Here is a 22,037-nt window from a genome sequence, read left to right on the forward strand (position 1 = left end):
GAAGAAATTAATCTTTATCTAATTTGTATTTGCTTAAATCCATTCCGAAGTTTAAACCTTTAACACTTACAAGCTCTTCAAGCTCAGTTAAAGACTTCTTACCGAAGTTTCTGAATTTCATTAAATCGTTTTTGTTAAATGATACTAAGTCTCCTAAAGTATCAACTTCTGCAGCTTTTAAACAGTTAAGTGCACGTACCGATAAATCCATATCGATTAACTTAGTTTTAAGTAACTGTCTCATATGTAATGATTCTTCATCATATGTTTCAGTTTGTGCAATTTCATCAGCTTCTAATGTAATACGCTCATCTGAGAATAACATGAAGTGGTGAATTAACGTTTTAGCAGCCTCTGTTAATGCATCTTGAGGAGTGATAGAACCGTCTGTGATGATTTCAAATACTAACTTTTCGTAGTCAGTTTTTTGCTCTACACGGTAGTTCTCAATACTATACTTAACGTTTTTTATTGGTGTGTAAATTGAATCTGTAAAGATTGTTCCTATTGGTGCAGCAGCTTTTTTATTTTCCTCTGCAGGCACATATCCTCTACCTTTTTCAATTGTGATTTCCATGTTAAAGTTAACTTTCGGATCTAAGTTACAGATTACTAATTCTGTATTTAACACTTGGAATCCTGAGATAAACTTTTGGAAATCTCCAGCAGTGATTTGCTCTTGACCTGAAATTGAGATTGATACAGACTCGTTGTCGATATCTTCAATTTGTCTTTTAAAACGTACTTGCTTTAAGTTTAAGATGATTTCTGTAACATCTTCTACTACACCAGCAATCGTTGAAAACTCATGATCTACATCTTCGATTCTTACAGAAGTAATTGCAAAACCTTCTAATGAAGAAAGAAGCACTCTTCTTAAAGCGTTACCAACTGTTAAACCGTATCCAGGTTCTAAAGGACGAAATTCGAATTTCCCTTCAAAATCTGTTGAATCAATCATGATTACTTTGTCGGGCTTCTGAAAATTAAATACTGCCATTTTTTGTTCTTCGTTTTAATTGTTATTTGGTTGCGCGGTTTATAAGTTTGAAGAAGTACGAACAAACCCTTTGGCCAAATACCAATGTGGTTAATAATTTATTTTTATTATTTAGAGTATAACTCGACGATGAATTGCTCGTTGATATTCTCTGGAATTTGAATTCTTGCTGGAACAGAAACGTAAGTTCCTTGTTTAGTATCATCATTCCAAGTAATCCATTCGTAAACGTTACTTGAGTTTGATAAAGATCTTTCGATAACTTCAAGAGATTTAGATTTTTCTCTTACCGCTACAACATCTCCAGCTTTTAATTGGTAAGAAGGAATGTTTACTAACTCTCCGTTTACAGTGATGTGTCTGTGAGAAACTAATTGTCTTGCACCACTTCTAGAAGGAGCAATTCCCATTCTGTAAACAACGTTATCTAATCTAGATTCACATAATTGTAAAAGAACCTCACCTGTAATTCCTTGAGCTGCTCTAGCTTTTTTAAATAAACCTCTAAATTGTCTTTCTAAGATTCCGTAGGTATATTTTGCTTTTTGCTTTTCAGCTAATTGGATAGCGTATTCAGATTTTTTACCACGCTTTCTAGCGTTACCATGTTGCCCAGGAGGGTAATTTCTTTTTTCGAAAGATTTGTCATCTCCGAAGATCGCTTCACCAAATTTACGAGCGATTTTAGTTTTAGGACCAGTATATCTTGCCATTTCTAATTGTTTTTGAGAGTGATTATGGATTAAGGTCTTAATCTTATCCTCCGATAATCGTTAATCTCCCGTTAATACTTGTTAATTTTTCAGTTTGCAAATTTACATAAAAAAAATAATACCAACTATATAAATAGCTGATATTATTTTTATTATAAATATGTTTTTAAGAGTAATTATACTCTTCTACGTTTTGGAGGTCTACATCCATTGTGTGGTAATGGAGTAACATCGATAATTTCTGTTACTTCGATACCAGCATTGTGGATAGAACGGATAGCAGATTCTCTACCATTTCCAGGACCTTTAACGTATACTTTTACTTTCTTTAAACCAGCTTCTGATGCAACTGCAGCAGCGTCTTCCGCAGCTAATTGAGCAGCATAAGGAGTGTTTTTCTTAGAACCTCTAAATCCCATTTTACCAGCAGATGACCATGAAATTACGTCACCTTTCTTATTAGTTAATGAGATGATAATGTTGTTGAAAGAAGCCGTAACGTGCGCTTCACCAACAGAATCTACTATAACTTTACGTTTTTTAGTAGTTTTTGTATTTGATTTTGCCATATTATTTTAGTTTCTAGTTGTTAGTTGTTAGTGATAGAATCCTAAACTTTTACATTTCAAACAGATTCATCTAACAGCTAAATACTAATGACTTTTAATTATTTAGTTGCTTTTTTCTTGTTAGCAACAGTTTTTCTTCTACCTTTTCTAGTTCTAGAGTTGTTCTTAGTACGTTGACCTCTTAACGGAAGTCCAGCTCTATGACGAATACCTCTGTTACATCCAATATCCATTAAACGTTTAATGTTTAATTGAGTTTCAGAACGTAACTCACCTTCGATAGTATAAGATCCAACAGCTTCACGAATACCAGCGATTTGGTCGTCGTTCCAATCTTGAACTTTAATACTTTCGTCAACATTAGCTTGTGCTAATATTTCTTTTGCTCTACTTCTACCTATTCCGTAGATATAAGTTAAAGAGATAACTCCTCTTTTGTTTTTTGGTATGTCTACACCTGCAATTCTTGCCATATTGTTTTTAGTTTCTAGTTGCTAGTTTTTAGTTGTTAGAATCCTAAACATTTCTATTTCGAACAGATTCTCATCTAACTTCTAAGCCCTAATAACTCATGTACAATTTTAACCTTGTCTTTGTTTAAATCTAGGATTCTTCTTGTTTATCACGTAAAGTCTACCTTTTCTACGCACGATTTTACAATCGGCACTTCTTTTTTTAACGGATGCTCTAACTTTCATCGTATTAGTATCTATAAGTTATGCGAGCCTTAGTCAAATCGTAAGGACTCATTTCTAATTTTACTTTATCTCCCGGTAAAAGTTTTATATAGTGCATACGCATTTTACCAGAGATATGTGCTGTCACAATGTGACCATTTTCTAATTCAACACGGAACATAGCATTTGATAATGCTTCTATAATTGTTCCGTCTTGTTCTATTGCTGCCTGTTTTGCCATAGTATAATAATTAAGCTACTGCTTTTCTATTTTTACCTGTTTTCATCAAGCCATCATAATGTCTATTTAACAAGTAAGAATTTACCTGTTGCATAGTATCTATCGCTACACCTACTAAAATAATTAGTGAGGTACCACCAAAGAATAATGCCCATCCTTGTTGTACGCCCATTAACTTAACAATAAATGCTGGAAATATAGCTATTAATGCTAAGAATAATGAACCTGGTAAGGTAATTTGAGACATTATCTTATCTAGATATTCTGAAGTTTCTGAACCAGGACGAATACCTGGAATAAAACCTCCACTGCGTTTTAAATCGTCAGCCATTTTGTTTGTTGGTACTGTAATTGCCGTATAGAAATATGTAAATACAATAATTAAAAAGGCAAATACTAAGTTGTACCAAAGTCCAAATATATCTGCAAAGTTTGTTTGTAACCAGATTCCTGTAGCTGTCTCCTTTAAGAAAGACGATCCTCCAATTAAACTAGGAACAAACATAATTGCTTGTGCAAATATGATAGGCATTACTCCAGAAGCATTAAGCTTTAATGGAATATACTGTCTAGACCCTACAGCGCTTTTTTCATAGCCACCGCTTGCTGTTCTTCTTGCATATTCTACAGCTATTTTTCTAACAGCCATAACAAGCATGATAGCACCTAAGATAATTGCAAACCAAATAACTAGTTCGAAAAGAATTAACATTACGTTATTCCCTTCTAATCTAGTGGCTGCGTTTTGAAGAAAAGCGGCTGGTAGACGAGCAATGATACCCACCATAATTAATAGTGAAATACCATTGCCTATACCTTTATCCGTAATTTTTTCTCCTAACCACATCGCAAAGATACATCCGGTTACTAAGATAGAAACTGATGAGAAATAGAATAATGGTCCTTGACCTAATAAAAATGCACTTGTAGGAATCCCTAATGCTGGTAAACTTGCCAGGTAACCTGGAGCTTGTAATAAACATATAGCAATAGTTAACCAACGTGTAATTTGATTAATTTTCTTTTGACCACTTGCGCCTTCTTTCTGTAGTTTTTGTAAATAAGGAATAGCGATTCCCATTAACTGTACTACAATAGAAGCAGAAATGTAAGGCATGATACCAAGAGCAAATACAGATGCATTTGCAAAGGCACCCCCTGTAAAGGCATTTAGTAATCCTAATAAACCTCCGTCTGTACTGTCACTCAATCCTTCTAATTGAGCGGCATCAATACCAGGAAGTACTACTTGAGCACCAAAACGATAAACTAATAACAAACCAAGCGTAACGGTAATTCTGTTTCTTAGTTCTTCTATTTTCCAAACATTCTTTAACGATTCTATAAACTTCATACTTGTAATAAGGTCTTATAATGTTACAGCTTCACCTCCTGCAGCTTCGATAGCAGCTTTTGCTGAAGCAGTAAATTTGTGTGCAGATACTTTTAATTTTGCTTTTAACTCTCCTCTACCTAAAATTTTAACTAGATCATTCTTTCCAGCTAAACGGTTAGCGAATAAAGTTTCAAAATCTACTGTATCTGTAACTTTGTTATCATCTACTAACTGTTGTAAAGTATCTAAGTTAATCCCTTGATATTCTACGCGGTTAATATTAGTAAAACCAAACTTAGGAACACGTCTTTGAATTGGCATTTGCCCTCCTTCAAATCCTACTTTCTTAGAGTATCCAGAACGAGACTTAGCTCCTTTGTGACCACGTGTAGCAGTACCACCTTTACCAGAACCTTGTCCTCTACCTACTCTTTTCCCTTGGTTTTTTACAGAACCTTCTGCAGGTTTTAAATTACTTAAATCCATTTTTCAGTTTATATTTTTAAGCTTCTTCTACAGAAACTAAATGTGAAACTTTAGCAACCATACCAAGGATACTTGGTGTGGTTTCATGCTCTACTACTTGACCAATCTTTTTTAATCCAAGAGACTCAAGTACTCTTTTTTGTCTAAGCGGCTTGTTGATAGCGCTTTTAACTTTTGTAACTTTAATTTTTGCCATCTCTTTAAATTTTTAAGCTTTAAAAACTTGTTCAAGTGAAATACCTCTATCTCTAGCGATCGCGTTAGCATCTCTTAACTGTAATAAAGCATCAAATGTTGCTTTTACCACGTTATGAGGGTTAGATGATCCTTGAGATTTAGATAATACGTCGTGTACACCAACTGCCTCTAATACTGTTCTTACAGCACCACCAGCAATTACTCCGGTACCTTCTGCAGCAGGCATGATGTTTACTCTAGCTCCTCCGAATTTACCTTTTTGCTCGTGAGGTAATGTCTTTCCTTTTAATGGAATTCTCACTAAGTTTTTCTTTGCATCTTCTACGGCTTTAGCGATAGCTGTTGCAACGTCTTTAGATTTTCCTAAACCTTGACCTACAACACCAGCTTCATCACCTACTACTACGATTGCTGAAAAACCAAATGCTCTACCTCCTTTAGTTACTTTGGTAACTCTTTGTACACCAACTAAACGATCTTTAAGATCTAATCCACCTGGTTTTACTAACTCTGCGCTTTTATATTTTTGAAACATAATTTTTAGAATTTAAGTCCTGCTTCTCTAGCTCCTTCAGCTAACGATTTTACTCTACCATGGTATAAATATCCACCTCTATCAAAAGCGATAGTTTCTATACCAGCTTTCATAGCTTTCTCAGCAACTGTTTTACCTACTAACTTAGCTAATTCTATTTTAGTAGCTTTTACAGAACTAATATCTTTGTCTCTTGAAGATGCAGCACTGATAGTTTTACCAGTTACGTCATCTACAATTTGAGCATAAATTTCTTTATTACTTCTAAAAACAGTTAATCTTGGTCTTGCTTCTGTTCCAGAAACAATCTTACGAATTCTGTTTTTAATTCTTATTCTTCTTTCGTGTTTTGTCAATGCCATAACTTACTTATTAAGCTGATTTACCTGCTTTTCTTCTTAAAACTTCACCAACAAACTTGATACCTTTACCTTTGTAAGGCTCTGGTTTTCTAAATCCGCGAATTTTCGCAGCTACTTGTCCTACAAGTTGTTTGTCATGAGATGTTAGTTTCACTAATGGATTCTTCCCTTTTTCAGATACTGTTTCAACCTTAATTTCTGGAGCTAAGTCCATTACAATATTATGAGAAAAACCTAAAGCTAATTCAAGTTTGTTACCTTGGTTGCTAGCTCTATATCCTACACCTACTAATTCTAATTCTTTTGTCCAACCTTCAGAAACACCTTTAATCATGTTGTTTACTAAAGCTCTGTAAAGACCGTGTTTTGCCTTTTGGTCTTTAGAATCAGCAGAACGTGTTACTAAAACATTAGTATCTTCAACTTTAACATCTACAGATTCGAAAGTTTGAGTTAATTCTCCTAACTTTCCTTTTACTGTAATTAAGTTGTCTTTTACATCAACTGTAACTCCGTTTGGAATTACTACTGGGTTATTACCTATTCTTGACATATCTTATATTTTTAGTAAACGTAACATAAAACTTCACCACCTACATTGTCTCTCTTGGCTTGTTTACCAGTCATTACTCCGTGAGAAGTAGAAACGATGGCAATACCAAGACCGTTAAGAATTCTAGGAAGTTCTTTTGAACTTGCATACTTACGTAAACCTGGTTTACTTACTCTCTCAATCTTCTTGATTACAGGCTCTTTTGTTTCTTTGTTGTACTTAAGCGCTATTTTAATAGTTCCTTGTACTGTAGAATCATCGAACTTGTAACTTAAAATATATCCTTGCTCGAATAATATTTTAGTGATGTCTTTCTTTAAGTTAGATGCAGGGATTTCAACCACTCTGTGGTTTGCACGCACAGCATTTCTAACTCTTGTCAAATAATCCGCTATTGGATCTGTGTACATAATGAATTGATTTTGCGATTTTGGTTTTCGGCGTTGGTAGCCGAACCTTAAATCTGATTATTTAAAATAATATTACCAACTTGCTTTTTTTACACCAGGAATAAGACCTTGATTGGCCATTTCTCTAAACGTTACACGTGAGATACCAAATGTTCTCATGTAACCTCTAGGTCTTCCTGTTAATTTACATCTATTATGCTTACGAATAGGAGAAGCATTTTTTGGTAACTTTTGTAATGCTTCGTAGTCTCCAGCTTCTTTTAAAGCTTTACGTTTCTCAGCATACTTAGCTACTGTTTTTGCTCTTTTTACCTCGCGGGCTTTCATTGATTCTTTAGCCATAACTTAGTTCTTTTTAAAAGGTAATCCTAATTCGGTTAATAATGATTTTGCTTCTTTATCGGTTTCTGCTGATGTTACAAATGTAATATCCATTCCTGAGATTCTATTAACTTTATCAATATTTATCTCTGGGAAAATGATTTGCTCAGTGATTCCTAAGTTGTAGTTACCACGTCCGTCAAATCCTGTAGCTTTAATTCCGTTAAAATCTCTTACTCGGGGTAAAGCAGATGTTACTAAACGATCTAAAAACTCGTACATCATTTCTCCACGTAAAGTTACTTTAGCACCAATTGGCATCCCTTTACGTAATTTAAACGTTGCAACATCTTTTTTAGATAAAGTTGCTACCGCTTTCTGTCCAGATATAGTTGTTAACTCTTCTACTGCGTAGTCAATTAACTTTTTGTCTGCAACTGCAGCTCCCACACCTTTAGATATTACTATCTTTTCTAGTTTAGGAACTTGCATTACATTATTATATCCAAATTCTTCTGTAAGAGCAGCAATTATTCTGCTTTTATACTCTTCTTTAAGTCTAGGTGAATATGCCATAACTATAATACTTCATTAGATTTTTTAGAAAATCTTACTTTTTTATCGCCTTCTACTTTATAACCTACTCTTGTTGTTTCTCCTTTAGAAGTTAACAACGCTAAGTTTGAAATATGAATAGGAGCCTCTTTCTCTACGATACCACCTTGAGGATTTTGGGCACTTGGTTTAGTGTGTTTCTTAACCAAGTTAACCCCCTCAACGATCGCTTTGTTCTTTTCTATTAATACTTTTTGTACTTTACCTTCTGTACCTTTGTGGTCTCCAGCAATTACTTTTACAGTATCTCCAGTTTTTATTTTAAGCTTTGTCATCTTTAATTTAATGTATTAAAGCACTTCTGGTGCTAATGATACTATTTTCATGAATTGTTTATCACGAAGCTCTCTAGCAACAGGACCAAATACACGTGTACCTCTCATCTCACCCGCTGGGTTTAATAATACACAAGCATTATCGTCGAATCTAATATAAGATCCGTCTGGTCTTCTTACTTCTTTCTTAGTACGTACAACAACAGCAGTAGAAACTGCTTTCTTTTTTACGTTTCCGTTTGGAGTAGCATCTTTTACAGAAACTACAATTTTATCTCCAACAGAAGCATATCTTCTTTTTGTACCACCTAAAACACGGATTACCAAAACTTCTTTTGCTCCAGTGTTGTCTGCTACTTTTAATCTTGATTCTTGCTGTACCATAATTATTTAGCTCTTTCTATGATTTCAACTAATCTCCAACATTTAGATTTACTTAAAGGTCGTGTTTCCATGATTCTTACAGTATCTCCAATGTTACAATCGTTTGTTTCGTCGTGTGCAACGTATTTTTTCGTTTTTAACACGAACTTACCATACATAGGGTGTTTTACTTTTTTAACCTCAGAAACTACAATAGATTTCTGCATTTTGTTACTAGTAACAACTCCTATACGTTCTTTTCTTAAATTTCTTGTTTCCATCTTTTAGCAGAATTATTGTAATTCTCTTTTAGTTAATTCGGTCGCAATTCTTGCTACGTCTCTTCTTAAAGAACGTAATTGAATTGGATTCTCTAAAGGAGATATTGCATGAGCTAATTTTAGGTCTGAATAACTCTTTTTTGTTTCACCAAGTTTCTCTTGTAACTCGGCTACTGATAATTCTTTAATTTCTGATTGTTTCATAATATCAAATAAATTATGCTTCGTAATCGCGAGCAATTAAAAACTTAGTTTTTACTGGAAGTTTTTGTGCTGCTAAACGTAACGCTTCTTGCGCTACTTCTAAAGGCACACCTCCAATTTCAAATAATACTCTTCCTGGTTTAACTACTGCCACCCAATATTCAACAGCACCTTTACCTTTACCCATACGTACCTCTAAAGGCTTTTTAGTGATTGGCTTATCTGGGAAAATTTTAATCCACAGTTGCCCCTCTCTTTTCATATAACGGGTTGCAGCAATACGTGCAGCTTCTATTTGACGAGACGTGATAAACACAGCGTCTAATGCTTTTATTCCAAAAGTTCCGTTTGAAAGTTGATGTCCTCTTTGAGACAGACCTTTCATACGTCCTTTTTGTTGCTTACGAAATTTTGTTCTTTTAGGCTGTAACATTTTTCTTTACTTTAAAAAATTACTTTCTACGACGAGGTTTAGAGTTTCCACGTCCGGCTCCACCTTTTCCTTGCTTCTTAGATAACCCAACAAGCGGAGAAAGCTCTCTTTTACCATATACTTCACCCTTCATGATCCATACTTTAACACCCAATCTACCGTAAGTAGTGTGTGCCTCAACTAAAGCATAGTCAATATCGGCTCTAAAGGTTGATAAAGGAATACGACCTTCTTTGTAGTGCTCAGAACGTGCCATCTCAGCACCGTTTAAACGTCCACTAATTTCGATTTTAATTCCTTCAGCATTCATTCGCATTGTAGCAGCGATAGCCATTTTGATTGCACGTCTGTATGAAATACGGTTTTCAATTTGACGGGCAATACTTGCTCCTACTAAATATGCATCAAGTTCAGGTCTTTTAATTTCAAAGATGTTAATCTGAACTTCTTTTCCAGTAATTTTCTTAAGCTCTTCTTTTAACTTGTCTACCTCTTGTCCACCTTTACCGATAATAATACCAGGTCTAGCAGTAGTGATAGTAACGGTTACAAGTTTTAGAGTACGCTCGATAATTACTCTACTTACACTAGCTTTAGATAAACGCGCGTGAACGTATTTTCTAATTTTATCATCTTCGGCAAGCTTATCTCCGTAGTCATTACCACCGTACCAGTTAGATTCCCATCCTCTGATAATACCTAAGCGATTTCCGATTGGATTTGTTTTTTGTCCCATACTTCTATCTTAGCTTTGTGTGTTATTGTTAGCTCCAACAACGATAGTTACGTGGTTAGAACGTTTTCTAATTCTGTGTGCACGACCTTGAGGAGCTGGACGTAATCTTTTTAACATAGATCCGCCATCTACTCTAATCTCTTTTACAAATAATTCAGCGTCTTCGATGCTTGCATCTTCGTTTTTAGCTTGCCAGTTTGCAATTGCAGACAATAACAATTTCTCTAAACGGTTTGAAGCTTCTTTTTGGCTAAATTTTAATATGTTTAGTGCTTTCTCAACTTTTTCACCTCTTACTAAATCGGCTACTAAGCGCATTTTTCTTGGTGATGTAGGACAATTATTAAGCTTAGCAAAAGCAACTAGCTTTTTCTCTTCCTTAATAGCGTCTGCCATTTGTTTTTTACGACTTCCCATAGCTTACTACTTTTTACCTTTGTTTTTAGCACCTGCATGTCCACGGAATGAACGTGTTGGTGAAAATTCTCCTAATTTATGACCTACCATGTTTTCAGTAACATATACTGGAACGAATTGACGGCCATTGTGTACTGCGATTGTTTGTCCTACGAAATCTGGAGTAATCATACTGGCACGAGACCAAGTTTTAATTACAGTTTTCTTACCAGACTCAACGTTAGCAGCTACTTTTCTTTCTAATTTATAATGAACGTAAGGTCCTTTTTTTAATGATCTTGCCATGTCTTATTTCTTTCTACGTTCTACGATATACTTATTTGTTGGGTTCTTTTTAGAACGCGTTCTGTAACCCTTAGCAGGAACGCCGTTTCTAGAACGTGGGTGTCCACCTGAAGCACGTCCTTCACCACCACCCATTGGGTGATCAACCGGGTTCATCACTACTGGTCTAGTACGTGGTCTTCTTCCTAACCAACGAGTTCTACCAGCTTTACCACCTACTAATAATTGGTGATCTGAGTTAGATACTGCTCCAATAGTTGCTAAACAGTTAACTAAAATTAATCTTGTTTCGCCTGAAGGTAATTTTACAGTTGCAAATTTACCATCTCTCGCCATTAACTGAGCAAAAGCACCAGCACTACGAGCCATAACAGCTCCTTGACCTGGACGTAACTCAACACAAGAAATAATTGTTCCTAAAGGAATTTGACTTAAAGGCATTGCATTACCAATTTCTGGAGCTACATTCTCTCCTGAAACTACAGTTTGACCTACTTGTAAACCGTTTTGAGCAATGATATATCTTTTCTCGCCATCTTGATAATTCAATAATGCGATAAAAGCGGTTCTGTTTGGATCGTACTCGATAGTTTTAACTTCAGCAGGGATACCAGCTTTGTTACGTTTAAAATCGATAATACGATACTTCTTTTTATGACCACCACCAATGTAGCGCATGGTCATTTTTCCTTGACTGTTTCTACCACCAGACCTTTTTTTCGGAGCTAATAAACTTTTCTCCGGCTTATCAGTAGTAATGGCGTCATAACCATTTACTACTCTAAAACGCTGCCCTGGTGTGATTGGTTTTAATTTTCTTACTGACATTTGTCTTTAATTACATGTTACTGTATAAATCAATCATTTCACCTTCCGCCAGTTGTACAATTGCTTTTTTAACAGCATTTGTTTTACCATGTTGAAGACCAGTTTTTGTATAACGTGTTCTTCTTTCTGGACGGACATTTATAGTACGAACTTTTTCAACAGAAACACCGTAAGCAGCTTCTACCGCTTTCTTGATTTCTATCTTGTTCGCCTTTGTGTTCACTGCGAAAGTATAGCAGTTTCTTAACTCGCTATCTGCAGTCGCTTTCTCTGTGATTATAGGTTTAATTAAGATACTCATGGTTTCTATTTACTTAAATTTGTTTCAATTCCTTCTAAAGCGCCTTCTAAAACAACTACTTGACTTGCATTTAAAATCTTGTAAGTGTTTAATTCTGAAGCAGTTACAACTTCAGAGCCTTGTAAATTGCGTGACGACAAATATACATTATTATTCGACGCACCCAACACAAATAAAGACTTTTTATTCTCTAAGTTTAAGGCCTTTAGCACTGCAGTGAAGTTCTTAGTTTTTGGAGTTTCAAAGTTGAAATCTTCTAATACAACTACTGATTGCTCTCCTGCTTTAATACTTAACGCTGATTTACGAGCTAAACGTTTAACGTTTTTGTTAAGTTTGAAGCTATAGTTTCTTGGTCTTGGACCAAACATACGTCCACCACCTTTAAACACTCCAGACTTGATGCTACCCGCACGAGCAGTACCTGTTCCTTTTTGCTTTTTAATCTTACGAGTACTTCCTGAGATCTCACCTCTCTCTTTAGATTTGTGAGTTCCTTGTCTTTGGTTTGCTAAGTATTGCTTAACATCCAAATATACTGCATGATTATTAGGCTCAATAGCAAATACTTCGTTAGAAAGGTTTGCCTTTCTTCCAGTATCTTTTCCGTTTATATCTAAAACTGCTACTTCCATTACTTTCTAATAATTACATAAGCGTTTTTGTGTCCAGGAACACATCCCTTAACAACAAGTAAGTTCTTTTCTGGAACTACTTTTAAAACTCTTAAATTTTCAACTTTCACTTGATCATTCCCCATTCTTCCGGCCATTTTCATTCCTTTGAATACTCTCGCAGGATATGAAGCTGCACCAATAGAACCTGGAGCTCTTAAACGGTTGTGCTGACCGTGTGTCGCTTGACCTACACCACCAAAACCGTGACGTTTTACAACCCCTTGGAATCCTTTACCTTTAGACGTTCCTGAAACATCAACGAACTCTCCTTCGATAAAATGATCTACTGTGATCGCATCACCTAATTTGTACTCCTCACCAAAACCTTTAAACTCAACGGTTTTACGCTTTACAGAAGTTCCAGCCTTTTTAGCATGACCAAGGTCAGCTTTAGTTGCGCTTTTTTCTGTCGCGTCATCGAAACCTAATTGAAGAGCTTCATACCCATCAACTTCGTTGGTTCTGACTTGGGTAACGATACATGGACCCGCTTCGATTACTGTACAAGGAATGTTTTTCCCATTTTCATCGAAAATGCTGGTCATACCGATTTTTTTTCCAATTAACCCAGACATATTAAATTATTTATTAATTATTACTATTTGTTATTAAAAAAACTCAAGGCCAAAAATACGTTTCAGCCTTGAATTGTATTTTTCCGTTTTTCCCTAACCAGTCGTTAAGGACATGTCGATTGTTCTACTTAAACTTTAATCTCAACTTCAACTCCACTTGGTAATTCAAGTTTCATTAAAGCGTCAATTGTTTTAGAAGACGAAGAGTAGATATCCATTAATCTCTTGTAAGAGCTTAATTGGAACTGCTCTCTTGACTTCTTGTTTACGTGTGGAGAACGTAACACAGTAAAGATCTTTTTGTTTGTAGGTAATGGAATTGGTCCCGTTACTACAGCGCCAGTATTTTTTACTGTTTTTACAATCTTATCAGCAGACTTGTCTACTAAGTTGTGATCGTATGATTTTAATTTTATTCTAATTTTTTGACTCATTTTCTTAGATTTTAAGCTTCAACTCCTTTAGCTGCTTTGATTACTTCTTCAGCGATGTTTGAAGGAGTTTCATCGTAGTGTGAGAATTCCATAGTAGATGTTGCACGACCAGAAGATAATGTTCTTAATGTAGTTACATAACCAAACATTTCTGATAACGGAACGATAGCTTTTACAACTTTAGCTCCTGCTCTATCACTCATGTCACTTACTTGACCTCTTCTTCTATTTAAATCTCCTACAATGTCACCCATGTTTTCTTCTGGAGTAATTACCTCTAGTTTCATCATTGGCTCCATGATTACCGCTTTCGCAGCTTTTGCAGCAGCTTTAAATCCTAATTTCGCAGCTAATTCGAATGATAATTGATCCGAATCCACATCGTGGTAAGAACCGTCTGTTAATGTTACTTTCATAGCATCAACTTCGTATCCTGCTAATGGACCATTCTTCATAGCTTCTTTGAATCCTTTTTCAATTGAAGGGATAAATTCTTTAGGAACGTTACCACCTTTAATTTCAGAAACGAATTCTAAACCATCTTTACCTTCTTCTGCCGGCTCTAAAGTAAATACGATATCTGCGAATTTACCACGTCCACCAGATTGTTTCTTATAAGTTTCACGGTGTTGAGCAACTTGAGTAACAGCCTCTTTGTACTCTACTTGAGGTTGTCCTTGGTTTACTTCAACCTTGAACTCACGTCTAAGACGGTCAACAATAATATCTAAGTGAAGCTCACCCATTCCAGAGATAATAGTCTGTCCTGAAGCTTCATCTGTTCTTGCTGTAAATGTTGGATCTTCTTCAGCTAATTTTGCTAAAGCCATACCCATTTTATCTACGTCAGCCTTAGTTTTAGGCTCTACTGCGATACCAATTACTGGATCTGGGAACTCCATAGATTCTAATACTATTGGTGCATTTTCAGCAGACATAGTATCACCAGTTTTAATATCTTTAAATCCTACTGCAGCTCCAATATCTCCAGCTTCGATATATTCGATAGCGTTTTGTTTGTTAGAGTGCATTTGGTAAATACGAGAGATACGCTCTTTTTTACCTGAACGGTTGTTTAAGATATAAGACCCTGCATCTAAACGTCCAGAATAAGCACGGAAGAATGCTAAACGACCTACAAAAGGATCGGTAGCAATTTTAAATGCTAATGCTGCGAACGGCTCATCTACAGATGGCTTACGAGTTTCTTCGTCACCAGTATTAGGGTTTGTTCCTACTACATTATCTCTATCTAATGGAGAAGGTAAATAACGACATACAGCATCTAATAAGAACTGAACACCTTTATTTTTGAATGAAGAACCACAAATCATTGGAATGATAGCCATATCCATTACAGCAGCTCTAAGTGCAGCGTGCACTTCATCTTCTGTAATAGAATCTTCATCTTCCATGAATTTTTCTAATAAGTTCTCATCGTAAGTTGCAACTTCCTCGATTAAAAGCGCACGGTATTTACGTGCTTCTTCTTTCATATCTTCTGGAATATCTACAACGTCGAAAGTAGCTCCTTGTGTTTCATCATGCCACACAACAGCTCTATTCTTAACTAAATCTACGATACCTTTAAAATCTGCTTCGTCACCAATGTTTAATACGATTGGCACCGCATTAGATTTTAACATATCTTTTACTTGTTGACATACTGCTAAGAAGTTAGATCCTTGACGGTCCATCTTGTTAACGAAACCAATACGTGGTACTTTATAGTTGTCTGCAAGTCTCCAGTTAGTTTCAGATTGTGGCTCAACACCATCTACTGCACTAAATAAGAATACTAAACCATCTAATACACGTAATGAACGGTTTACCTCTACTGTAAAGTCAACGTGACCAGGAGTATCAATAATATTGAAGTGATAATCCATAGTATCTGGTAATGGCTGTGCATTTTCCATTGGGAATTTCCACGTACAAGTTGTAGCTGCAGATGTGATAGTAATACCACGCTCTTGCTCTTGCTCCATCCAGTCCATAGTTGCTGCACCATCATGTACCTCACCAATTTTGTGAGACACTCCAGTATAATAAAGTATACGCTCTGTTGTTGTTGTTTTACCAGCATCAATGTGAGCCGCAATACCAATATTTCTTGTATATTTTAAATCTCTTGCCATTTCTTATTAAAATCTAAAGTGAGAGAATGCTTTATTAGCTTCCGCCATTTTATGAGTATCTACTCTTTTCTTAACCGCTGCTCCTTCTTCTTTAGCTGCTGCTAAAATTTCTGAAGCTAAACGTTGTGCCATAGATTTTTCGTTTCTTTTACGAGCGTACCCGATTAACCACTTCATAGCAGTTGAAACTTTACGATCTGGACGGATTTGCATTGGAATTTGGAATGTTGCACCACCAACACGACGACTACGTACTTCTACGTGAGGCATCACATTAGATAAAGCATCTTTCCAAGTCTCTAAAGCTGTTTTTTCTTCGTCAGTTTTTTTAGACTCTACAATATCAATAGCATCATAGAATACTTTAAAAGCTACAGACTTCTTACCATCCCACATCATCATGTTAACGAAACGAGTCACTAACTGATCGTTAAAACGCGGATCCGGTAAAAGCGGTCTCTTTTTTGCTGCTCTTTTTCTCATGTCTTCTTCTTAAAGTTTTAAATTACTTCTTAGGGCGTTTAGCACCATACTTAGATCTACGTTGTGTTCTACCTTGTACACCTGCTGTGTCTAAAGCACCACGAACGATGTGATATCTAACTCCTGGTAAATCTTTTACCCTTCCACCTCTAACCAATACTATCGAGTGCTCTTGTAGATTGTGTCCTTCACCTGGGATATAAGCGTTCACCTCATTACCATTTGTTAACCTTACCCTTGCAACTTTACGCATTGCTGAGTTTGGTTTCTTTGGTGTTGTAGTGTAAACACGCGTACATACTCCACGTCTTTGAGGACAAGAATCTAAAGCAGCCGATTTACTCTTCTTGGTTATTTTGGCTCTTCCTGTTCTTACTAATTGTGAAATTGTTGGCATATAAATTATATATAAAATTTTCAATCCTCTTCTAAGAGGGCTGCAAAGGTAGAAATTTAATTTAAAAATTCAAATCCTAAATCATTAATTTTCAATAGAATTTAAAAAAATATGACATCATAAAATTTATGTGTGGCTTTTCAGTTAGATTTACATCAAAAAACCGCCTTCATTTACTGTGATAAAAAAAATTATCATCTTATTCGTTTTTCAATCTGTTTTAGCTACCAATCTGATTAGCCAAAACTTATACTTAACTGTTAAAGGAGGTAATGAAACCGAAAACAAAGTTTTAGAGGCTTTAAACTACAACACGTCGCACCTTAATTATTTATCAATAAAAAAGAAAATCGATTCTTTACAAAATTCCCTTCAAAAAATAGGATTTATAGAAAACGAGCACTCCGAAATTCTTAAATTAAACGACTCTACATTTTCAACGATTTTTAATCTAAAAAATCAATATCAGTCTATACATATATATTATAGTAACACAGATATTAACCCAAAAGTATTAACATCAATATCCAGAGATATTACTCCAGAGTATTTTACAATTGCTTTTAAAGACATTGAAACCACTTTAAATTTTATAAATAAAAAACAAACCGAAGAAGGCTATCCGTTTTCAAAACTCAAACTTACGGAAGTCACCATTGAAAACGTAACTACTTTAAAAGGAACGTTAATCACATCATCTGAAACCAAAAAGCGACAGATTAGCAATATCCTCATTAAAGGATACGAGAAATTCCCAGAATCGTTTTTAAAACATTTCCTGAAAATAAAACCCGGACAATTATTTAATCTTAATGAGGTAAAAGAAAAAACATCTCAACTGAATAATTTAAGATTTGCAACCGAAACAAAATCGCCTGAAGTTCTTTTCTCAAAAGATTCTACGACCCTGTATCTCTACCTCGAAAAAACAAAAAGCAATGCGTTTGACGGTTTTTTAGGTTTCGGAACCAACGAAGACACTAACCAGTTACAATTTGACGGGTATTTAAATTTAAACCTGACCAATAATTTAAATTACGGAGAAACTTTACGCTTATTATACAAGAGCGATGAGAATGAACAAAAAACTTTTGAAGCCAACGCTTCACTTCCTTATTTATTTAAAACACCTATTGGTTTAGACCTTCTATTAAGGATTTTTAAAAAAGATTCCTCCTTTACCACAGTCAATCAATCTGCCAAGCTACATTATCAAATAAACCCAAAACACAAAATTTATACAGGTGTAACATTAACAGAATCCAACAATTTACTTTCAACAAACATCCCTTCCACCTTAATAGATTACACAACCAATTACTACACCTTAGCTTACGAGTTTAAAACCTACCAACCTAACAATTTACTTTTCCCTTTAAACACCAAATTTTATATAGAAAGCAATTTTGGTTCACGCAAACAAGACAACAACAACCAGAAGCAATCTCTATTTAATTTGGAAGCGTTTAAAATTTTAAACATCAACTTAAAAAACTCCGTTTACTTCAAACTAACTGGAGGCATTTTAAATTCAGACGACTATCTTGAAAACGAATTGATGCGCTTTGGTGGCATTAACTCTATTAGAGGTTTTGAAGAAAACAGTATTTACGCTTCTCTATTCAATGTTTTAAACACCGAATACCGTTACCAACTAAGTAACTCAATTTATATTCACTCCATTACAGACATCGCCTATTATAAAAATCAAATTACCGATATTGAAGAAAAACTTTATGGTTTTGGTTTTGGTTTTGGAATCTTCACAAAAGCTGGTCTCCTAAAGCTAAATTACGCAAACGGAAAAAATGAGAATACCGCATTTAAAATATCAAATTCTAAGATTCATATAAGTTTAACTGCTTCTTTTTAAGAAAAACACAAACCCCTCAAAACAAACCACTCTTTCACACAGTAATTACAACAATTACAGTCATTAAGACACTTATAGTGCTACTTAAAAATTAACTATTTTTTATTGTTTTATTAACTTTTTATTTTGATTTTTGGCATTGACTAATTCAAATAATTATAAATAATGAAAACAAAGTTTAGTGGAATTCTAACGCTATTACTAGCGTTTGTGGTGCATTTAAGTTATGCACAAGAAAAAACTATTTCGGGTACAGTTATAGACAGCTATGGCCTACCCTTACCTGGAGCAACTATTATTGTAAAGGGTACATCATCAGGAACCTCATCTGATTTCGATGGAAAGTATGTTATACAAGCCAACCAAGGAGCAACCTTGGTCTTCAGTTTTGTAGGATACACTTCTGAAGAAGTTACTGTAGGCTCTTCAAACACTATTAACGTAACAATGACAGAGGACGCTGCTGCACTTGAAGAAGTTGTAGTAGTTGCTTTCGGTACTACAACTAAAGAAGCGTTTACCGGCTCTGCCAGTGTAGTTGAAGCAGAAAGTCTTGAGTTGAGACCTTTGACATCGCCTGTCGCTGCCATCGAAGGTAATGCAACGGGTGTGCAATTCTTATCAGCATCAGGATCACCAGGATCTTCTCCCAGCATTGTAATTAGAGGGGTTGGAACCTTAAATGGAGACACCGACCCACTATATATTGTAGATGGTGTGTCTTTCCAAGGAGGGCTAAGCACATTAAACCAGGATGACATCGAGTCTATCACAGTTTTAAAAGATGCAGCTTCAACCTCACTTTACGGATCTCGTGCTGCAAATGGAGTTGTTATTATTACTACGAAAAAAGGAAAAAAAGCATCTGGCATTACTGTTAACGCGACAAGTCAATTTGGTGTTATAACTAAAGGAATAGACGAATACGATGCGGTTAATCCAGGTGAATACTATGAATTAATGTGGCAGTCATACAAAAATTCATTAGGAGGAGATGCAGCTGCTGCAGCTCAAGCTTCGGCGACTATTTTTAACCGTTTAGGAAGAAACCCTTTCGATGTTCCAAACGATCAAATTGTTGACACTGATGGTAATCTTAATCCCAATGCCAACCTAATTGCTAAAGATTTAGATTGGTATGATGCACTTGAGCGTACAGGAAGCAGACAAAACCACTCTGTGAACGTGTCTGGTGGAGGTGAAAACCACTCTGTATTTTTCTCAGCCTCTAACTTAGCTGAGAAAGGTTATGTTATTCAAAGTGGTTACGATAGAACCACTGGTCGTTTAAGTGGTACATTCAAAGCTACCGATTGGTTATCTATGGGAGGTAATGTAAACTTTGCAAGTGAAAAATTCACTGGTTCTCCTTCTAGAGGTAGCTCTATTGCAAACGTATTTGGTTTTGCTAAAAACATGGGATCTATTTACTCTCCATATTTATTAGATCCTACTACCGGAGATTATATCTATGATGAAGCAGGTAACATAAGATGGGATCGCGGTGAAAGTATTTCTTCATTAGGTATTCAATCTAGACCGACAAATGTTGGACGTAATGCCTTAGAAGAAGCTATACTTAACAACGAATTGACAAAAAGAAACAATTACGGTTTCAGATATAATGCTGATTTCACCATTATTGAAGGTTTAAAAGTAAGTTTAATTTACGGTCAGGATATTCAAGATAGTTACAACAAAAGCTACGAAAATCCTGAGGTTGGTGATGGAGCACCAACAGCTCGTTTTCAAGACAACAGATTTAGAAGAACTGTTGAAAACTTCAACCAGTTAATTACTTATAACAAATCGCTAGGAAATCATAATTTCGATTTAACCTTAGGTCATGAAAGTTTCGACAGAAACTTCACTGAAAACAGCGCCTTTAAAAGCACTGAGACTATTTCAGGAATTTACGAACTGGACAACTTCTCAGTTGTATTAGACGCTAGTGGTAGTAGCACAGATTACAAACTAGAAGGTTTCCTTGGAAGACTTAATTATAACTTTGCAGATAAATATTATTTAAGTGCTTCTGCAAGAAGAGATGGATCTTCTGTATTTACAAATAATAAATGGGGTACCTTCTACTCTTTTGGAGGTTCTTGGAGAATTAGCCAGGAAGAGTTCATGAAAGATGTTTCATTTGTAAACAATTTGAAACTTAGAGGATCTTATGGAGAGGTTGGTAACGACCAATTAGGTAATTACTATGTTTCTCAACCCCTTTACGCTATTTACCCAAATGCTGGAACTCCTGGTCTTCGTTGGGATACTACAGGTAATGCAGACCTACAATGGGAAACATCTGAAAGTTGGGATGTTGCTTTAGAGTTTGGATTATTCAATAACCGCTTAACAGGTGCTTTTGAGTTCTACAAAAAAATATCATCTGATTTATTATACAACGTGCCAATTCCTCCTTCTGAAGGACAAATTGAAGCTCCGGATAACGTAGGAGATTTATTCAACCAAGGTCTAGAAATAGGATTAAACGGTTTAATCGTAAACAAGAAGAACTTCACATGGAACTTAGGAATCAATGCTTCAACCCTTAAAAATGAAATTACCTACCTTCCTAGTCCTTTCATAGACGGCTCTAAACGTTGGGAAGAAGGACGTTCAAGATTCGATTTCTTCGTATACGACTATGCCGGAGTTGATCCAAGTAATGGTGATGCTTTATTCTATATGTATGAAGAAACAGAAGACGCTGTTGGAGTTCCTGTATTAAACGACAATGGCACCCATGCTACAACAAATGATTATTTAGATGCAGGAAAAGGATACGTAGGAGCTAGTGCTGTACCAGACTTAATTGGTTCTATTTCTAATAGCTTTTCGTTTGGCAACATCGATCTTAATTTCTTATTTACCTACCAAATTGGAGGAGACATTTTAGATTACGGTTATGCAGACATGATGCACCAGGGAGAATATGGTGAATCACTTCATCCAGATGCTTTAAAAGCTTGGAAAAACCCTGGAGACATTACTAGCGTACCTAGACTAGAGAATGGTAACACTTTGTTAGCTCCAAGTTTATCTTCTAGATGGCTAACAGATGCATCTTATTTAGCATTAAGAAACATAAACCTGGCTTACAACCTAAGTTCTTCAACCGCAGATCAAATTGGTGTTGATAAATTAAGAATTTTTGTAACAGGAGAAAACTTAGCAATGTTTGCTAAAAGAACAGGATTAAATCCACAATACAACCTTTCTGGTACTCCATCTGGTAACGACTACAACCCGAATAGAGTAATTTCTTTAGGTGTTAATGTGGCATTTTAATTTTAATTAGAAAATAAAAAAAATAGA

At 35.4% G+C, this 22,037-nt stretch carries 33 protein-coding genes; 2 read left to right on the plus strand and 31 right to left on the minus strand.

What is annotated here, in order from left to right; all coding sequences use genetic code 11:
* Positions 1–7: 7 nt before the first annotated feature.
* The 31 genes from RBH94_RS02605 to rpsL all read right to left on the minus strand — a co-directional run bounded on the left by RBH94_RS02605 (position 8) and on the right by rpsL (position 16,843).
* Entirely contained in the window at positions 8–1,000 is a 993-nt protein-coding gene (locus RBH94_RS02605; protein WP_307882255.1) for a DNA-directed RNA polymerase subunit alpha, read from the minus strand.
* Positions 1,001–1,107: 107 nt separating this feature from the next.
* On the minus strand, positions 1,108–1,713 hold the full coding sequence (rpsD, locus tag RBH94_RS02610; protein ID WP_188223502.1) for a 30S ribosomal protein S4: 606 nt from the start codon (positions 1,711–1,713) through the stop codon (positions 1,108–1,110).
* A gap of 176 nt (positions 1,714–1,889) precedes the next feature.
* Positions 1,890–2,282 (minus strand): 30S ribosomal protein S11, encoded by a 393-nt coding sequence (gene rpsK, locus RBH94_RS02615; protein WP_188214822.1) that lies wholly within the window; start codon positions 2,280–2,282, stop codon positions 1,890–1,892.
* Positions 2,283–2,380: 98 nt separating this feature from the next.
* Complete coding sequence (gene rpsM, locus RBH94_RS02620) at positions 2,381–2,755, minus strand: 30S ribosomal protein S13 (RefSeq protein ID WP_188223501.1); 375 nt, start codon at positions 2,753–2,755, stop codon at positions 2,381–2,383.
* Between the two features lie 108 nt (positions 2,756–2,863).
* Positions 2,864–2,980, minus strand: a complete 117-nt coding sequence (ykgO, locus tag RBH94_RS02625; protein ID WP_013305171.1) for a type B 50S ribosomal protein L36 — start codon at positions 2,978–2,980, stop codon at positions 2,864–2,866.
* 4 nt (positions 2,981–2,984) lie between these two features.
* Positions 2,985–3,200, minus strand: a complete 216-nt coding sequence (infA, locus tag RBH94_RS02630; RefSeq protein ID WP_007094967.1) for a translation initiation factor IF-1 — start codon at positions 3,198–3,200, stop codon at positions 2,985–2,987.
* 10 nt (positions 3,201–3,210) lie between these two features.
* A complete protein-coding gene (gene secY / locus RBH94_RS02635) occupies positions 3,211–4,554 on the minus strand; it encodes a preprotein translocase subunit SecY (protein WP_188223500.1) in 1,344 nt (447 codons plus the stop codon).
* A 15-nt stretch (positions 4,555–4,569) separates the two neighbouring features.
* Positions 4,570–5,022, minus strand: coding sequence for a 50S ribosomal protein L15 (rplO, locus tag RBH94_RS02640; RefSeq protein WP_188223499.1), 453 nt, complete (start codon positions 5,020–5,022; stop codon positions 4,570–4,572).
* Positions 5,023–5,038: 16 nt separating this feature from the next.
* Positions 5,039–5,218, minus strand: coding sequence for a 50S ribosomal protein L30 (gene rpmD / locus RBH94_RS02645; protein WP_188223498.1), 180 nt, complete (start codon positions 5,216–5,218; stop codon positions 5,039–5,041).
* Between the two features lie 12 nt (positions 5,219–5,230).
* Complete coding sequence (rpsE, locus tag RBH94_RS02650; RefSeq protein ID WP_188223497.1) at positions 5,231–5,755, minus strand: 30S ribosomal protein S5; 525 nt, start codon at positions 5,753–5,755, stop codon at positions 5,231–5,233.
* A 5-nt stretch (positions 5,756–5,760) separates the two neighbouring features.
* Positions 5,761–6,117 (minus strand): 50S ribosomal protein L18, encoded by a 357-nt coding sequence (gene rplR / locus RBH94_RS02655; RefSeq protein WP_188223496.1) that lies wholly within the window; start codon positions 6,115–6,117, stop codon positions 5,761–5,763.
* A gap of 10 nt (positions 6,118–6,127) precedes the next feature.
* Entirely contained in the window at positions 6,128–6,670 is a 543-nt protein-coding gene (gene rplF, locus RBH94_RS02660; protein WP_188223495.1) for a 50S ribosomal protein L6, read from the minus strand.
* A gap of 11 nt (positions 6,671–6,681) precedes the next feature.
* Positions 6,682–7,080: a 30S ribosomal protein S8 gene (gene rpsH, locus RBH94_RS02665; RefSeq protein WP_188223494.1), complete on the minus strand. Its 399-nt coding sequence runs from the start codon at positions 7,078–7,080 to the stop codon at positions 6,682–6,684.
* 72 nt (positions 7,081–7,152) lie between these two features.
* A complete protein-coding gene (gene rpsN, locus RBH94_RS02670; RefSeq protein ID WP_188223493.1) occupies positions 7,153–7,422 on the minus strand; it encodes a 30S ribosomal protein S14 in 270 nt (89 codons plus the stop codon).
* 3 nt (positions 7,423–7,425) lie between these two features.
* A complete protein-coding gene (rplE, locus tag RBH94_RS02675; protein WP_188223492.1) occupies positions 7,426–7,977 on the minus strand; it encodes a 50S ribosomal protein L5 in 552 nt (183 codons plus the stop codon).
* A gap of 2 nt (positions 7,978–7,979) precedes the next feature.
* Positions 7,980–8,291: a 50S ribosomal protein L24 gene (gene rplX / locus RBH94_RS02680; RefSeq protein ID WP_188223491.1), complete on the minus strand. Its 312-nt coding sequence runs from the start codon at positions 8,289–8,291 to the stop codon at positions 7,980–7,982.
* A gap of 15 nt (positions 8,292–8,306) precedes the next feature.
* Positions 8,307–8,675, minus strand: coding sequence for a 50S ribosomal protein L14 (rplN, locus tag RBH94_RS02685; protein ID WP_188223490.1), 369 nt, complete (start codon positions 8,673–8,675; stop codon positions 8,307–8,309).
* A gap of 2 nt (positions 8,676–8,677) precedes the next feature.
* Positions 8,678–8,935 carry a 30S ribosomal protein S17 gene (gene rpsQ, locus RBH94_RS02690; protein ID WP_044637136.1) on the minus strand — a complete coding sequence of 86 codons (258 nt, stop codon included), beginning with the start codon at positions 8,933–8,935 and terminating at the stop codon, positions 8,678–8,680.
* 12 nt (positions 8,936–8,947) lie between these two features.
* Positions 8,948–9,139 (minus strand): 50S ribosomal protein L29, encoded by a 192-nt coding sequence (gene rpmC, locus RBH94_RS02695; RefSeq protein ID WP_188223489.1) that lies wholly within the window; start codon positions 9,137–9,139, stop codon positions 8,948–8,950.
* A 13-nt stretch (positions 9,140–9,152) separates the two neighbouring features.
* Positions 9,153–9,572 carry a 50S ribosomal protein L16 gene (gene rplP / locus RBH94_RS02700; RefSeq protein ID WP_188223488.1) on the minus strand — a complete coding sequence of 140 codons (420 nt, stop codon included), beginning with the start codon at positions 9,570–9,572 and terminating at the stop codon, positions 9,153–9,155.
* A 19-nt stretch (positions 9,573–9,591) separates the two neighbouring features.
* The gene (gene rpsC / locus RBH94_RS02705; protein ID WP_188223487.1) at positions 9,592–10,308 is read right to left on the minus strand and encodes a 30S ribosomal protein S3; all 717 of its coding nucleotides are present in this window, start codon (positions 10,306–10,308) and stop codon (positions 9,592–9,594) included.
* 9 nt (positions 10,309–10,317) lie between these two features.
* Positions 10,318–10,725: a 50S ribosomal protein L22 gene (rplV, locus tag RBH94_RS02710; protein ID WP_188223486.1), complete on the minus strand. Its 408-nt coding sequence runs from the start codon at positions 10,723–10,725 to the stop codon at positions 10,318–10,320.
* Between the two features lie 6 nt (positions 10,726–10,731).
* Positions 10,732–11,010, minus strand: a complete 279-nt coding sequence (gene rpsS, locus RBH94_RS02715; protein ID WP_188223485.1) for a 30S ribosomal protein S19 — start codon at positions 11,008–11,010, stop codon at positions 10,732–10,734.
* Positions 11,011–11,013: 3 nt separating this feature from the next.
* On the minus strand, positions 11,014–11,838 hold the full coding sequence (gene rplB / locus RBH94_RS02720) for a 50S ribosomal protein L2 (RefSeq protein ID WP_307882256.1): 825 nt from the start codon (positions 11,836–11,838) through the stop codon (positions 11,014–11,016).
* Between the two features lie 10 nt (positions 11,839–11,848).
* Positions 11,849–12,139: a 50S ribosomal protein L23 gene (gene rplW / locus RBH94_RS02725; protein WP_188214803.1), complete on the minus strand. Its 291-nt coding sequence runs from the start codon at positions 12,137–12,139 to the stop codon at positions 11,849–11,851.
* Between the two features lie 5 nt (positions 12,140–12,144).
* Positions 12,145–12,774: a 50S ribosomal protein L4 gene (gene rplD / locus RBH94_RS02730; protein WP_188223483.1), complete on the minus strand. Its 630-nt coding sequence runs from the start codon at positions 12,772–12,774 to the stop codon at positions 12,145–12,147.
* Positions 12,774–13,391 carry a 50S ribosomal protein L3 gene (gene rplC / locus RBH94_RS02735; protein WP_188223482.1) on the minus strand — a complete coding sequence of 206 codons (618 nt, stop codon included), beginning with the start codon at positions 13,389–13,391 and terminating at the stop codon, positions 12,774–12,776. The genes rplD and rplC overlap by 1 nt, the downstream gene beginning before the upstream one ends.
* Positions 13,392–13,519: 128 nt before the next feature.
* Positions 13,520–13,825 (minus strand): 30S ribosomal protein S10, encoded by a 306-nt coding sequence (gene rpsJ, locus RBH94_RS02740; protein ID WP_188214800.1) that lies wholly within the window; start codon positions 13,823–13,825, stop codon positions 13,520–13,522.
* Between the two features lie 11 nt (positions 13,826–13,836).
* Positions 13,837–15,963 carry an elongation factor G gene (gene fusA, locus RBH94_RS02745; RefSeq protein ID WP_307882257.1) on the minus strand — a complete coding sequence of 709 codons (2,127 nt, stop codon included), beginning with the start codon at positions 15,961–15,963 and terminating at the stop codon, positions 13,837–13,839.
* Positions 15,964–15,969: 6 nt separating this feature from the next.
* Positions 15,970–16,446 carry a 30S ribosomal protein S7 gene (rpsG, locus tag RBH94_RS02750; protein ID WP_188223480.1) on the minus strand — a complete coding sequence of 159 codons (477 nt, stop codon included), beginning with the start codon at positions 16,444–16,446 and terminating at the stop codon, positions 15,970–15,972.
* Between the two features lie 22 nt (positions 16,447–16,468).
* Complete coding sequence (rpsL, locus tag RBH94_RS02755; RefSeq protein WP_027138488.1) at positions 16,469–16,843, minus strand: 30S ribosomal protein S12; 375 nt, start codon at positions 16,841–16,843, stop codon at positions 16,469–16,471.
* A gap of 178 nt (positions 16,844–17,021) precedes the next feature.
* Between rpsL and RBH94_RS02760 the strand changes: the two genes are divergently transcribed.
* Both RBH94_RS02760 and RBH94_RS02765 read left to right on the plus strand, forming a co-directional pair.
* Positions 17,022–18,716 carry a POTRA domain-containing protein gene (locus tag RBH94_RS02760; protein WP_307882258.1) on the plus strand — a complete coding sequence of 565 codons (1,695 nt, stop codon included), beginning with the start codon at positions 17,022–17,024 and terminating at the stop codon, positions 18,714–18,716.
* 165 nt (positions 18,717–18,881) lie between these two features.
* Complete coding sequence (locus RBH94_RS02765) at positions 18,882–22,010, plus strand: TonB-dependent receptor (protein ID WP_307882259.1); 3,129 nt, start codon at positions 18,882–18,884, stop codon at positions 22,008–22,010.
* Positions 22,011–22,037 lie beyond the last annotated feature (27 nt).

This window comes from Aestuariibaculum sp. YM273, from assembly GCF_030908365.1.
Lineage (GTDB): Bacteria > Bacteroidota > Bacteroidia > Flavobacteriales > Flavobacteriaceae > Aestuariibaculum > Aestuariibaculum marinum.